We start from the raw sequence: 13,747 nt of genomic DNA on the forward strand, positions 1-13,747 counted from the left end.
TGCAGGAGCCCCGCACGCATGCCCCACAATATCAGCCTGATCACCACCATCGCGGCCGCACTTGGCTTCGGCCTTTTGTTCGGCTACCTCGCAACGCGCCTCAAGCTGCCGGCGCTGGTAGGCTATCTGGCTGCGGGCATCATCATCGGTCCCGCCACGCCGGGCTTCGTGGCCGATACGGCGCTGGCCGGGCAGCTCGCCGAAATCGGCGTGATGCTGATGATGTTCGGCGTCGGCCTGCATTTTTCCCTCGACGATCTCTGGGCTGTACGGCGCGTGGCGCTGCCGGGCGCCGTGCTGCAGATCGCGGTCGCCACCGCGCTGGGCATGGCGCTGGCCCACTTCTGGGGCTGGAGCCTGGGCGGCGGGCTGGTATTCGGCCTGGCGCTGTCGGTGGCCAGCACAGTGGTGCTGCTGCGGGCACTGGAGGAGCGCGGCATCCTCGATAGCTTCAATGGCCGCATCGCGGTCGGCTGGCTGGTGGTGGAGGACCTGGTGACGGTGCTGGTGCTGGTGCTGCTGCCGGCATTGGCCGGTTCGCTGGGCGGCACGGCGGTGGACAGCCACGGCGCCGCCGCGACGGGCGGCACCAGCCTGTGGACCACGCTGGCGATCACGCTGGGCCAGGTGGGCGCCTTCATCGCGCTGATGCTGGTGGTGGGCCGCAAGCTGTTCCCGTGGATCTTGTGGCAGGTGGCGCGCACCAGCTCACGCGAGCTGTTCACACTGTGCGTGATCGCCGCCGCCGTCGGCATCGCCTACGCATCGACCTACTACTTCGGCGTCTCCTTCGCGCTGGGCGCCTTCTTCGCCGGCATGGTGCTGCGCGAATCCGCACTGGCGCACCGCGCCGCCGAGGAATCGCTGCCGCTGCGCGACGCGTTCGCGGTGCTGTTCTTCGTTTCGGTCGGCATGCTGTTCGAGCCGTCGATACTGGTCGAGCAGCCGCTCAAGCTGCTGGCCGTGGTGACCATCATCGTGGCCGGCAAATCGGTGGTGGCCTTCCTGCTGGTGCTGCTGCTGCGCTACCCGGCCAAGACGGCGCTGATGGTGTCGGCCAGCCTGGCGCAGATCGGCGAGTTCTCCTTCATCCTGGCGGCGCTGGGCCTGTCCCTGGGCCTGATGCCGGCCGAGGGACAAAGCCTGATCCTGGCCGGCGCCATCATCTCCATCGCGCTCAATCCGCTGGTGTTCCGCGCCACCAAACCGCTGGAGCGCTGGCTGGGCAGGAATGTGGCGCTGGCGGCCAAGTTCGAGCGCGCCGCCGATCCGCTGGCGGAGCTGCCGGCGTCCGTGCCGCAGGAGCATCTGTCGGGACAGGTCGTGCTGGTCGGCTATGGCCGCGTGGGCCGGCGCATCGCCGCGGCGCTCGCCGGGCGAGGCATTCCCTTCGTGGTGGCCGAGCAGAATCGCGAACTGGTGGACCAGCTGCGCAAGGAAGGCGGGCACGCGGTGGCCGGCAACGCGGGGGAGCCGGCGGTGCTGATCCAGGCGCACATCGCGCGCGCGGCGATGCTGGTGATCGCCACGCCGGATACCTTCCACGTGCGGACCATGATCGAGACGGCGCGTGCCCTCAACCCCGACATCAAGACCGTGGTGCGTACACACAGCGACGAGGAGGCGGAACTGCTGCGCGGTGAACGCGCGGGCGAGATCTTCATCGGCGAGCAGGAGCTGGCAAAGGGAATGACCGAATCCATACTGGCCAATATGGGCAATGTCACCAGCGGCGGCCACCATGCTCACTAGGCGCGCCTTGATGCGTTGCGCGGCGGCGCTGCCGTTGTCGCTGATCGTTGCCGGCGCGGATGCCTCGCCGGTGCGCGTACAGCTGGAGTTCCACAGCGCGTTCCTGATGAACCTGCACCACTTCCTGTACAACCTGGGAGTGCATCCGGAGCTGGTGGAAAAAATCAGCTGGACGGCCGCGCCAACCGCCGACGAGATGGTCGCGCTGCGCAAGGCCGTCGCCCACTACCGCGACAACTACGCCAAGCGCGACCCGCTGTTCGACGAACAAATGGCGTCCATCAAAATGGCGTTGAGCGTGGCCGACACGCGGCGCGAGGCCGGCGGCCTGGCGCTGCCGCCACAACTGGCGGCCATGCTGGACAGCGTCGCGCCGATGTACGCGCGCTGCATCTGGGCGCAGCAGGACGCCAGCAACCAGCAATGGATCACCGAAGCGAAGCGGCTCGACGAGCGCTACGGTGCGGAGATCCAGGAAGGCATCGCCCGCTACTTACAAGCGCCCTTCCCCCTCACGCCCATCCGGATCGACGTCGTGGTGGACACCGGCACGCGCCAGGGCGGATACACCGACACGCAGACGGTGATCCCCAGCGGACGTCCCGACTATCAAGGCCTGGCGTCGCTGGAGATGGTGTATCACGAAATTTCGCACATCGCGTCGACGGAAAAATTGGAGAACGCCATCGAAGCGCGCCTCAAGGCCACGCAGCGCAGTCCCGATTCGGACCTGTGGCACGGGGTACAGTTCTACACCGTCGGCACCGTGGTGAAGGACGCGTACAAACGCGATGGCATAGCCTACGAATCCTACGCCGACAAGCGCGGCCTGTTCAAAGGCTACTGGTCGCCGCTGCTGCCGCCGATAGAAAACGAATGGCGCCCGTACATGGCCGGCAAGCAGACCTTCGACCAAACGGTGGTTCGCATGGTCGATCAACTTCAGGAGAAGCAGCATTGAAAGGTAGTTCAGCCACCCTGTTGGCGCTGACGCTGGCGGGACCGGCATCAGCGCAATCGGTCGCCGTCACGCTCAGCGCGACCGACAACACCAGCCTGGAACTGCGCTACGACATTCCCGCGACGTGCAACGCGCTGGACTTCACCAATCCCGGCATCCCGCCGTCCAGCGCCGCCGAACTTCGCCGCGACTGGACAGCGCTCGACGGTTGCGGTGAAGTGGACGGCAACCAGATACGCCGCAAGACAGCATCCTGCAGCAGCCTGCGCTTCCGCGTGCCCGCCGCCACGCGCAGCCTTGACCGTGTCTATCCCTGGTCCTATCCGATAGGCCAGGGCTTCTACGCCCACACCAGCGCCTATGCCGTCAGTCCCGCGTCCTGCGGCGCCGTCTCGTGGAAGTTCAGCGCACCAGGCGGCGCGGTCGTCGTGGATGGCCGTCCATCCGGCGACGCGGCCACACTGCCCTCGACCACGGCCAACGCGCACTACTTGCCGGTGGCCCTGCTGCTGCAACCGCTGCCGCAGGGAGCGGCCGCAAAGATACATCTGGACCCGCGATTGTCGGCAGCCGACACGCGCTTCCTCGGCGACAGCATCCTCGACGCCACCACCTATCTGGCGAAGGCGCTGCCGGATATCGACTTCCCCGTCCCATACGTCATCGCCGCAATATCGCCGGAGGCGAACGGCTGGCGTGGCGACGTGGCCCACCGCAGCACCATGCGCCTGACCTTTTCAGCGGACGCGCCGGCGCGCATGTAACCGGAGATGCGCGGCTTCGTCGCGCATGAAATCAGTCATCTGCTGCAACCGGCAAGCTGGGACGACAAGTGGAAGGACGACCGCGCGATGATCAGCGAAGGCGGAGCGGAGTTCCTGCGCTGGCGCACCAGCGCGGCACTGGGCTGGCGGGACCACGAGGCGCTGAAGGGCGAACTGGAAAAAGCGGTCAACGGCTGCGTGGTCGCCGCCAACCGCAAGAGCTGGCGGCAGGTCGCGGACCGCCAATGGGGATCGACGCCCTACGCCTGCGGCATGGCCTTCCATGCCCTCGGGCTGGCCAGCCGCGCCAACGACAAGCCGGCGACGCTAATGCTGCGCGATTACTACGGCATGGCGCAACGCAGCGGCAAGGGCGACTTTGCGCAAGCCTTGGAATGCGGCACGGCCGTTGGCTGTCAGCCGCGCTGGTTGTCCCGCGTGACGGGCGATGAGCCGCTGGCCAACGTGATGGCGGCCTACGCGCGCACGCCGGCAGCGGTGTTCAAGCCTGCGGAGAAATGGGGCGCGGCGACCACCGCGCTGGTCGCCCACGCGCTGGTGGCGCAACTGATGCGCGCCGATTGCGGCGGCGCCGTCAGCATGTACAACGAACCGGATGTCGCCCGCATCGCCGGCGGCCCGTCCTGCAAGGCGCTGCGGCCCGGCATGGGCGTGGTTGGCGCGGAGGGGCGCGCGCTGTTCTCGGAACAGGCGGCGGCACAGGCGGTGATCAACGCTTGCAGCGCAAACCACAAGGCCACGCTGCGGCTGGAGGATGGCGGCAACGTCGATATCGCATGCGACGCCGCCACCGTCAGCCTGCCCACCGAGTTGTACACGGTGGACATCGATACCGCGCTAAAGCGGCTGTAGCATTACAGGCTGACCGCCAGCTCCGCGCCTTCCTTGATGGCGCGCTTGGCGTCCAGCTCCGCGGCCAATGCCGCGCCGCCGATCTTGTGGAAGCGCGGCCACTTGGCGTTGGCCTTGACCTCCTCTTCCGACGGCATCAACTCGGTCAGGCTGTCCTGCCCCGCGCAGACCACCACGTTATCCACCGACAGCAAACGCTGCTCGCCGGCGATGGTCACGTGCAGGCCCTGGTCGTCGATGCGGTCGTACTGCACGCCGGCCAGCATCACCACGCCGTTGCGCGCCAGGACTGCGCGGTGCACCCAGCCCGAGGTCTTGCCGAGGCCCGCGCCCAGCTTGGATGTCTTGCGCTGCAGCAGATACAGCTGGCGCACCGGCTCCGGCGCGGAGACGGTCGTCAGACCGCCCGGCGTGTCGCCCTTCATGTCCACGCCCCATTCTTTGGCCCAGACATCCAGCGCCAGCGGCAGCGGGTGTTTGGGATCGTGCAGCAAGTACTCGCCCACGTCGAAGCCGATGCCGCCCGCGCCGATGATGGCCACGCGCTTGCCCACCGGCGCCTTGTTCTGCAGGACGTCGATATACGACAGCACCTTCGGGTGGTCGATGCCTTCGATCGGCGGGCGGCGCACCTTGATGCCGGTGGCGACCACCACGTCGTCATAGCCTTCCGCGATGAGCTGCTCGCGCGTGACGCGCACGCCCAGCTTGACCTTCACGCCGGTCAGCTCCAGCTTGCGGCGGAAGTAGCGGATGGTCTCGGCGAATTCCTCCTTGCCCGGGATCTGCATGGCGATCTTGAACTGGCCGCCGACGCTGTCGCTGGAGTCGAACAGGGTCACGTCATGCCCGCATTCCGCCGCCACCGTGGCCGCCGACAAACCGGCCGGCCCGGCGCCGACCACCGCCACGCGGCGCTTCTTCGCCGCCGGCGCGTAGACCAGTTCCGTCTCGTGGCAGGCGCGCGGGTTCACCAGGCAGCTGGCGCGCTTGTTGGAGAAGGTGTGATCGAGGCAGGCCTGGTTGCAGCCGATGCAGGTGTTGATTTCGTCGGTGCGGCCCTGCGCCGCCTTGACGACGAAGTGCGAGTCGGCCAGGAAGGGACGCGCCATCGAGATCATGTCGGCGTCGCCGCGCTGCAGGATGCCTTCCGCCTCGGCCGGCATGTTGATGCGGTTGGAGGCCACGACAGGTATCGTCACCTCGCGGCGCAGGCGGCCCGCCAGGCTGGCGAAGGCGGCGCGCGGCACCGAGGTGACGATGGTCGGCACACGCGCCTCGTGCCAGCCGTAGCCGGAATTGAGGATGGTCACGCCGGCATGCTGCAGGGCCTTGGCCACGGCCACCACGTCTTCCCAGGTGTTGCCGCCGTCGACCAGGTCGAGCAGCGAGTGGCGGTACATGATGATGAAGTCATTGCCCACTTCCGCGCGGATGCGCTTGACGATTTCCACCGACAGCCGCATGCGGTTCTCGATGCTGCCGCCCCACTGGTCGGTGCGCAGGTTGGTGCGCGCGCACAGGAACTGGTTGAGCAGATAGCCTTCGCTGCCCATCACCTCGACGCCATCGTAGCCGGCGTCGCGCGCCAGCCTGGCGCAGCGGGCGTAGTCGCGGATGGTCGCTTCGATGCCGGCCTCGGTCAGCGCGCGCGGCTTGAACGGCGAGATCGGCGATTTCTTCTCCGACGCCGATACCACGAAGGGCTGGTAGCCGTAGCGGCCCGCGTGCAGTATCTGCATCAGGATCTTGCCGCCCTCCTCGTGCACCGCGCTGGTGACGCGGCGGTGGTTGATCACGTCGCCCTTGAAATTGAGCGTGCCGCCGAAGGGCAGCAGCCATCCGGAGCGGTTGGGCGAGATGCCGCCGGTGACGATCAGCCCCACCCCGCCGCGCGCCCGCTCGCGGTAGAAGGCGGCCAGCTTGCCGTAGTTGTAGAAGCGGTCCTCAAGACCGGTGTGCATGGAGCCCATGACGACGCGGTTGCGCAGCGTCGTGAAGCCAAGATCGAGGGGAGCCAGCAGGTGTGGGTATGGTGAAGTTGTCATTATGGTTGTTAGAGTCAGACGTGGGGCATGGACATGCCCGCATTAAAACGCAAATCTCTAGACCTGGGCTTCTAAAGTCCCGGCTTCCGCTCCCGAATTTGGCGGAGGGTGCGGTAGCGCTCTTGTATTCTGCCACCCTTTCCCTTACGCTGGAACGATGATGCGATTCCTTTTGTTTTTGTTATTGGGTGTGGCCGCTCCAGTGATGGCACAGACACCCAGGCTTGAATTGCCCAAGCTGGAGGTGTCGGTCAACCGGGTGGAGCTCGATGCGCTGCACATGTACGAAGTGGACGCCACCGGCACGGTGGCGGCGCCACTGCCGAAGGTATGGCGCATCCTCACGGGTTATGAGCGCATGGCGGAATTCGTGCCGGACATGGAGTCGTGCCGGGTTTTGTCACGCAACGGCAATGAGGTCATCATCGAGCAGTTCGGCGTGGCGCGCTTCCTGTTCATGTCCAAGTCCATCCACCTGATCGTGCGCGCGACCGAGCAGCCGATGTCGTCGATCGACATCTCGCTGATCTCCGGCGACATGAAGCACTACGAATCGCATTGGGAATTGATACCGGTGCCCGAAACCGGCGGCACCAAGGTGGTCTACAGCGGCAAGCTGATACCGAACTTCTACGTGCCCGGCATCCTCGGCGCGAAGATGATACGCGGCGATATCGAGCGCATGATGAGCGCCGTGCTGGCGCGCCTCGACCGCCGCGAAGAGCCTAAATAATTAAGCTAAATACGTATCGCGGTCGCGCAGCTCCGCGAAGTTTTCCAGGCTGCCGATCTTCACCAGCACCGGATTGAGACTCAGCTTGGCCTGCATGGCGCGCCAGGCGAACTGCCATTCCTGTTCCTGCGCTTCGGCCGCGGTCTTGGTGAAGGCCGCGCCCAGGGCCGCGCGGGTGCCGTATTCGACGGCGCCGTCGATGCCCGCCCAGCTGGGCAAGGTGCGCTGCACCGCGCGGTGCAGGCGCTCACCGAATTCCTCGGTGTTGTGGATGACCAGGCAGCTGTCCGACGAGAACAGCTCGAACAGCTTGCGGTCCCACACTTTGGAAAAGCTCAGCGTCAGGCAGCTGTTGGCCGGGGTCAGGATGAACTGGCCCTGGGTCAGCGCCAGTTCCAGGTCTTCGCGCACGCCGTAGCGGTACAGGGTCGGAGGGCGTTGGTAGTCGTGCATATCGGTACTCTATTCTTTACAAAGTTATTTGGCCGGGCGGCGCACATGGCGGTGCGCGCGCATCGCCGCCGAGGCAATGAAGATCTCGCGCAGCAGGTAGTAGAAGCTGCCGATCAGGGCCAGCATCGCCACCACGAACATGCCCGCGATGTACTTATCGAGCGAGATGTTGGTGATATCGCCCCAGAACAGCATCGCGATCACCAGGCAAATCAGCAGCCCGCAGGCGGTCGACAGCGTGATCGAGACGTTGATCAGGTGCGATCTTCGGTAGAGCACATCGAGTTCGTTCAGGTAGGCGTCGCTGTAGCCGATGTCGAGCCGGTCCTCCAGCACCCGCGAACGGTCGATGATGCGCGCCAGGCGGTTGGTCAGCACCACAAGATTGGTGCAGACGCCGGTCAGCAGGAACACCGGCGCGATCGCCAGCTGGATGATGTGGCCGATATCGCCGACTTGTATATTCATGGATGCGTAAGGACTGGAATTATCGATAGTGTATCAGCCCGCGCCGGGTGTCCCCCAATTCCGGGCCGGTTCGGCGCCGGCTCAGGCAAATCCGCGCGTCTGCTTGAACTGCTCGGTGGCGCCCACCAGCGCGCGCGAGATGCCCTTTTCCATCGCGCCATGGCCGGCGTCCGGCACCATGGTGAGCAGCGATCCGGGCCAGGCCTGGTGCAGCCGCCACGCCGACACCGGCGGGCAGATCACGTCGTAGCGGCCCTGCACGATCACCGCCGGCAGGTGGGCGATGCGGTCGACGTTGCGCAGCAGCTGGTCCTCGCTGAAGAAGCCCAGGTTGGCCATGTAGTGCGATTCGAGCCGGCCCACGCCCAGGTCCAGCGTGTCGGACGGCGGATCCTCGGCCTGCGGCATCAGGAACACGCGGCGGCCTTCGAAGCGGCTCCAGGCGCGCACCGCCGGCCAGTGGATGGCCGGGTCGTCGCTCATGATGCGGTCGACGTAGGCCTGCAGCAGGTTGCCGCGTTCGGCCGGCGGGATGGGCGCGACGAATTCAGCGTGCACCTCGGGATGGAACCATTGGGCGCCGTGCAGGAACCAGTCGATTTCCGCCTGCGTGCACAGGAAGATGCCGCGCAGGATGAAGCCCAGGCAGCGCTCGGGATGCGCCTGGCCGTAGGCCAGCGCCAGCGTCGAGCCCCAGGAGCCGCCGAACACCAGCCACTGCTCGATGCCGAACATGGCGCGCAGGCGCTCGATGTCGGCGATCAGCAGCTCGGTGGTGTTGTTGCGGCATTCGCCCAGCGGCAGCGACTTGCCGGCGCCGCGCTGGTCGAACAGGATCACGCGGTACTGCTCCGGGTCGAAGAAGCGGCGGTGCTGCGGCGACAGGCCGGCGCCCGGACCGCCATGCAGGAACACCACCGGGATGCCCTGCGGATTGCCGACCTCTTCCCAGTAGATGGTGTGCAGGTCGTCGACCGCCAGCATGCCGTGGCGCGACGGCAGGACGGGCGGAAACAGGGGCGAGGTCGGGTCGAACATGGCTATCCTTTAAGCATCGATAGCAGATTGTACGAAAAAAAAGCCAGGATCGCGAACGAACCTGGCCCGGGGCTACTGCCACATGCCGCTTAGGACATGTGCTGGCCGCCGTTGATGGCGATATTGGCGCCGGTGACGAAGGCTGCCTCGTCCGACGACAGGTAGGCAACCAGGCCCGCCACTTCTTCCGGCTTGCCCAGGCGGGCCATCGGAATCTGCGGGATGATCTTGGTGTCGAGCACTTCCTGCGGGATCTCCATCACCATCTTGGTGCCGATGTAACCCGGCGAGATGGTGTTGACGGTCACGCCCTTGCGGGCCACTTCCAGCGCCAGCGCCTTGGTGAAGCCGTGCATGCCGGCCTTGGCGGCCGAATAGTTGGTCTGGCCGAAGGCGCCCTTCTGGCCGTTGACCGACGAGATATTGATGATGCGGCCCCAGCCGCGTTCCACCATGCCGTCGCACACCGGCTTGGTCATGTTGAACACGGAATCCAGGTTGGTGGCCATGACGGCGTCCCAGTTCGGCTTGTCCATCTTCTTGAAAGTCATGTCGCGGGTGATGCCGGCGTTGTTCACCAGCACGTCGATTGGACCGATATCTTTGACGATCGCGGCGACGCACGCCTGGGCCGAATCGTAATCGGCCACGTCGCATGGGTATGCGCGGAAATTAAAGCCCTGGTCGCGGGTAGTGGCGAGCCATTGCTCGACCTTCGGATTGCCAGGGGAATACGTGGTGACTACGATATAGCCCAGTGCCGACAGTTTGAAACACACTGCCTCGCCCAAGCCACCCATGCCGCCGGTTACTAATGCAACTCTTGCCATTTTTCGTCCCCTCTTAAATTGACACCAAAAATCGTCTGACACCGCGCCGGGACCCGCCCGGCGCGGCACTGCTGCGGATGCTACAAATCAGGACAGTGTTCAGGCGCGTTCGATCGCCAGCGCCACGCCCATGCCGCCGCCGATGCACAGCGAGGCCAGGCCTTTCTTGGCGTCGCGGCGCACCATTTCGTGGATCAGCGTGACCAGGATGCGGGCGCCGGATGCACCGATCGGGTGACCGATGGCGATGGCGCCGCCGTTCACGTTGATCTTGCTGGTGTCCCAGCCCATTTCCTTGTTCACGGCCACGGCCTGGGCGGCGAAGGCTTCGTTGATTTCCATCAGGTCCAGGTCGTCAGGGGTCCAGCCGGCCTTTTTCAGGCACAGCTTGGTGGCCGAGACCGGGCCCATGCCCATGAAGGCCGGGTCCAGGCCGGACGAAGCGTAGGCCTTGACCTTGGCCAGCACGGTCAGGCCCAGTTCCTTGGCCTTGGAGGCGGACATCATGATGACGGCGGCGGCGCCGTCGTTCAGGCCGGAGGCGTTGCCGGCGGTGACCGTGCCATCCTTGGCGAAGGCAGGACGCAGGCTCGACAGCGCTTCGATGGTCGAGCCCGGCTTGACGTATTCGTCGGTGTCGAACACGATGCTGCCTTTTTTCTGGACGATTTCCAGCGGCAGGATCTCATCCTTGAACTTGCCGGCCTTTTGCGCGGCTTCCGCCTTCAGCTGCGAGTTCAGCGCGAACTCGTCCTGCTCGGCGCGGGAAATCTCGTATTTCTTCGCGACGTTCTCGGCGGTGGTGCCCATGTGGTACTGGTTATAGACGTCCCACAGGCCGTCGACGATCATGGAATCGACCATTTTGAAGTCGCCCATGCGGAAGCCGTCGCGCGAACCGTTCATCACGTGCGGCGAAGCGCTCATGTTTTCCTGGCCGCCGGCGATGATGATCTCGGCATCGCCCGCCTTGATGGCCTGGGCCGCCAGGTGGGTGGCCTTCAGGCCGCTGCCGCACACGTGGTTGATGGTGAAACCTGGAATGGTGTTCGGCAGGCCGGACTTGATGACGGCCTGGCGCGCAGGGTTCTGGCCGACGCCGGCGGTCAGTACCTGGCCGAGGATGGCTTCGCTGATCAGGTTGGGATCGATACCGGTCTTGGCCAGCAGACCCTTGATCACGTGTGCGCCCAGTTCGGAAGCCGGCGTCTTCGCCAGGCTGCCGCCGAATTTGCCGACACCGGTACGGCCAGCGGCCACGATAACTACATCATCCATTTGACTCTCCAATGCGCCGGCCGGGGCCGGCTTAGTTTAGCAACAACTTTAGCAACAATACGAACTTCGATAATACGCTTCGACGGCCAGGCCGTGCTGGGTTTCGATTGTGCGTCGCCGCGAGAACTTTCCCGAGGGTGACAGGATTCCTCAAGCAGCATCCGTGCCAATGATCAGCGCTGGTTGGGCACTCATCGTAAGCGTCGCACATCGTGGCATCTTTGACATGCGTCAAACGCCACGCAATCATTTTGAAGAAACAGTATCAATAAGTCACGATAATAATTTGATACCGTCCAGGGTGCTGGCGCACTGTTCGCGTATCACGTTGACGAAGTCGAGCACGTAGGCCTTCTGTTTCTGCGCCTCGGGCACGGAAACGAACAGGTCGCTCCACAGGCCCTGCTCGCCAACCGGCCTGGCGATGACGTAGTCGTAGTCGACATAGTTCTTGATCGCCCAGTTCGGCAGCGCGGCGATGCCGCGGCGGCTGGCCACCAGCTGCAGCACCGCCACCGTCAGCTCGGCGGTGCGGCGCTCGTAGTGGATGTGGGCCGGCTGCAAGACTTCGCGGATCAGGTCGATACGGGTTTCCGGCACCGGATAGGTGATCAGCGTTTCGCCCTCGAAATCGGCGGCCAGCAGGCGGCGCTGGGCCGCCAGCCGGTGTTTCTGCGCCATCACGACCAGGATTTCAAAGCGGAACAGCGGGAAGGTGGCGAACTCCGGGCCGTAGTGCGAGCCGATCACCAGGTCGGCGGCGCCGCTGCGCAGCAGCTCGGCCGGCTCGCTGTGGAAGCCCGACACCAGGTCGATCTCCACGTCCGGCCAACGTTTGCGGAATTCATCCATCACCGGCATCAGCCAGTCGAAGCAGGTATGGCATTCAAGCACCACGCGCAGCTGGCCGGTGTCGCCCTGGGTCAGGCGCGCTACCTCGCGCTCGGCCGCCTCGATTTCCGGCAGCAGCAGATCGGCCAGCTTGAGCAGCCGGGCGCCGGTGGCGGTAAACCCGATCGGCACGGATTTTCGCTCAAAAAGCGGCCCACCGTAGCGATCTTCCAGCAATTTGATCTGATGCGACAGAGCCGACTGCGTCAGGTTCAGCAGTTGCGCGGCCCGGACCAGGCTGCCGGCGGAGCGGAGGGCACTCAGGGTGCGCAGGTGACGTATCTCTAGCATGGTCTATTAAATATTTTCATGTGAAGCCGCAAAATCTTTCGTTTTGATTATAGACCGGATTGCCGCACACTTTATATCACCAATATTAAATGCGGATGACATCAAAATGACAACATCGAATAAACCCATCCAAAGCCACGTTCCCGGCTTCCCGCGCATAGGCGCGGCCCGCGAGCTGAAGTTCGCGCTGGAGGCCAATTGGCGCGGCGAACTGCCGGACGCCGGCCTCGAAGCGGTCGGCCGCGACCTGCGCGCGCGCCACTGGGCGCTGCAGCGGCAGGCCGGGCTGGACTTCGTGACCGTCGGCGACTTCGCCTTTTACGACCAGGTCGCCAACCACATCCAGCTGCTGGGCTGCGAGCCGGCCCGCTACGGCTTCACGGCCGGGCAATCGCAGCTGAGCCGCTACTTCGCCATGGCGCGCGGCGACGGTGGTCACCATGAAGCCTGCGGCCACGACCACTCGCACGACGGCCAGCCGCACGCCTCGGCCGCGCTGGAAATGACCAAGTGGTTCGACACCAACTACCACTACCTGGTGCCGGAGTTCACGGCGGAGACCGCCTTCTCGCTGGCCTGCGAGCGCCTGTTCGACGAGGTGGCCGAGGCGCAGGCGCTGGGCCATGCGGTCAAGGCCGTGCTGCTGGGGCCGCTGAGCTTCCTGTGGCTGGGCAAGGCCAAGGACGCCGGCCTGGACCGCCTGGGCTTACTGGACCAGCTGCTGCCGGTCTACGGCCAGGTGCTGGACCGCCTGAAGGCGCAAGGCGTGCAATGGGTGCAGATCGACGAGCCCATCCTTGGCCTCGACCTGCCGGCGCCGTGGCGCAGCGCGTTTGAAAACAGCTACTGGCAGTTGAACCAGGTCGGCGTGCCGCTGCTGCTGGCCACGTATTTCTCGCCGCTGGAAGAGAACCTGAGCCTGGCCTGCCGCCTGCCGGTGGCCGGCCTGCACGTGGACGGCGTGCGCACCCCGCATGAACTGACCAGCATCGCCGACTGGCTGCCGGTGCACAAGGTGCTGTCGGTCGGCATCGTCGACGGCCGCAACATCTGGCGCACCGACCTCGACGCGGCGCTGGCCGCGCTGGCGCCCATTGCGGACAAGCGCGGCGGCAAGCTGTGGCTCTCGACGTCGTGTTCGCTGCTGCACGTGCCGTTCAGCCTGGCCTCCGAAACCGCGCTCGACCAGGAAATCAAATCATGGCTGGCTTTCGCGACTGAAAAACTGGACGAGTTGTACGTGCTCAAGCAGGCGCTGCAAGGCAAGCACGACGCCGCCACCGTCGACGCGCTGGACGCCTCGCGCGCCGCCATCGCCAGCCGCCGCGCCAGCCCGCGCGTGCACCAGGACGCCGTGCGCGAACGCA

12 protein-coding genes and 1 pseudogene are annotated in these 13,747 nt (G+C 65.3%); 6 read left to right on the forward strand and 7 right to left on the reverse strand.

From position 1 onward, the window contains the following. Window positions 1–18: 18 nt before the first annotated feature. The 4 genes from GTP90_RS25400 to GTP90_RS25415 are packed head-to-tail and all read left to right on the forward strand — an operon-like array spanning window position 19 to window position 4,350. Window positions 19–1,752 carry a cation:proton antiporter domain-containing protein gene (locus GTP90_RS25400; RefSeq protein ID WP_161086148.1) on the forward strand — a complete coding sequence of 578 codons (1,734 nt, stop codon included), beginning with the start codon at window positions 19–21 and terminating at the stop codon, window positions 1,750–1,752. Then, window positions 1,742–2,713 carry a hypothetical protein gene (locus GTP90_RS25405; protein WP_161086149.1) on the forward strand — a complete coding sequence of 324 codons (972 nt, stop codon included), beginning with the start codon at window positions 1,742–1,744 and terminating at the stop codon, window positions 2,711–2,713. The genes GTP90_RS25400 and GTP90_RS25405 overlap by 11 nt, the downstream gene beginning before the upstream one ends. Beyond that, window positions 2,710–3,477: a hypothetical protein gene (locus tag GTP90_RS25410; protein ID WP_161086150.1), complete on the forward strand. Its 768-nt coding sequence runs from the start codon at window positions 2,710–2,712 to the stop codon at window positions 3,475–3,477. Before GTP90_RS25405 ends, GTP90_RS25410 begins: the two co-directional genes overlap by 4 nt. Before the next feature lie 6 nt (window positions 3,478–3,483). Then, window positions 3,484–4,350, forward strand: a complete 867-nt coding sequence (locus GTP90_RS25415; protein ID WP_161086151.1) for a hypothetical protein — start codon at window positions 3,484–3,486, stop codon at window positions 4,348–4,350. Between the two features lie 2 nt (window positions 4,351–4,352). Here the strand turns inward: GTP90_RS25415 and GTP90_RS25420 are convergent, their stop codons facing one another. Further along, on the reverse strand, window positions 4,353–6,398 hold the full coding sequence (locus GTP90_RS25420; RefSeq protein ID WP_161086152.1) for an NADPH-dependent 2,4-dienoyl-CoA reductase: 2,046 nt from the start codon (window positions 6,396–6,398) through the stop codon (window positions 4,353–4,355). Between the two features lie 205 nt (window positions 6,399–6,603). Between GTP90_RS25420 and GTP90_RS25425 the strand changes: the two genes are divergently transcribed. Continuing rightward, window positions 6,604–7,131 carry an SRPBCC family protein gene (locus GTP90_RS25425; protein ID WP_254452037.1) on the forward strand — a complete coding sequence of 176 codons (528 nt, stop codon included), beginning with the start codon at window positions 6,604–6,606 and terminating at the stop codon, window positions 7,129–7,131. Here the strand turns inward: GTP90_RS25425 and GTP90_RS25430 are convergent, their stop codons facing one another. The 6 genes from GTP90_RS25430 to GTP90_RS25455 all read right to left on the reverse strand — a co-directional run bounded on the left by GTP90_RS25430 (window position 7,132) and on the right by GTP90_RS25455 (window position 12,380). Beyond that, window positions 7,132–7,584, reverse strand: a complete 453-nt coding sequence (locus GTP90_RS25430; RefSeq protein WP_161086154.1) for a hypothetical protein — start codon at window positions 7,582–7,584, stop codon at window positions 7,132–7,134. It abuts the gene before it with no gap. Between the two features lie 24 nt (window positions 7,585–7,608). Continuing rightward, window positions 7,609–8,052, reverse strand: a complete 444-nt coding sequence (locus tag GTP90_RS25435) for a DUF2721 domain-containing protein (protein ID WP_161086155.1) — start codon at window positions 8,050–8,052, stop codon at window positions 7,609–7,611. 81 nt (window positions 8,053–8,133) lie between these two features. Then, window positions 8,134–9,090 (reverse strand): prolyl aminopeptidase, encoded by a 957-nt coding sequence (gene pip / locus GTP90_RS25440; protein WP_161086156.1) that lies wholly within the window; start codon window positions 9,088–9,090, stop codon window positions 8,134–8,136. Between the two features lie 89 nt (window positions 9,091–9,179). Further along, window positions 9,180–9,920 (reverse strand): acetoacetyl-CoA reductase, encoded by a 741-nt coding sequence (gene phbB / locus GTP90_RS25445; protein ID WP_117012476.1) that lies wholly within the window; start codon window positions 9,918–9,920, stop codon window positions 9,180–9,182. A 99-nt stretch (window positions 9,921–10,019) separates the two neighbouring features. Next, on the reverse strand, window positions 10,020–11,198 hold the full coding sequence (locus GTP90_RS25450; protein ID WP_161086157.1) for an acetyl-CoA C-acetyltransferase: 1,179 nt from the start codon (window positions 11,196–11,198) through the stop codon (window positions 10,020–10,022). A gap of 273 nt (window positions 11,199–11,471) precedes the next feature. Next, window positions 11,472–12,380: a LysR family transcriptional regulator gene (locus GTP90_RS25455; RefSeq protein WP_117012474.1), complete on the reverse strand. Its 909-nt coding sequence runs from the start codon at window positions 12,378–12,380 to the stop codon at window positions 11,472–11,474. Window positions 12,381–12,486: 106 nt separating this feature from the next. Between GTP90_RS25455 and GTP90_RS25460 the strand changes: the two are divergent. Continuing rightward, window positions 12,487–13,747 (forward strand): annotated as a pseudogene (locus tag GTP90_RS25460) (5-methyltetrahydropteroyltriglutamate--homocysteine S-methyltransferase); the annotation flags it as partial.

Source organism: Duganella vulcania (genome assembly GCF_009857655.1).
GTDB lineage: Bacteria > Pseudomonadota > Gammaproteobacteria > Burkholderiales > Burkholderiaceae_D > Rugamonas > Rugamonas vulcania.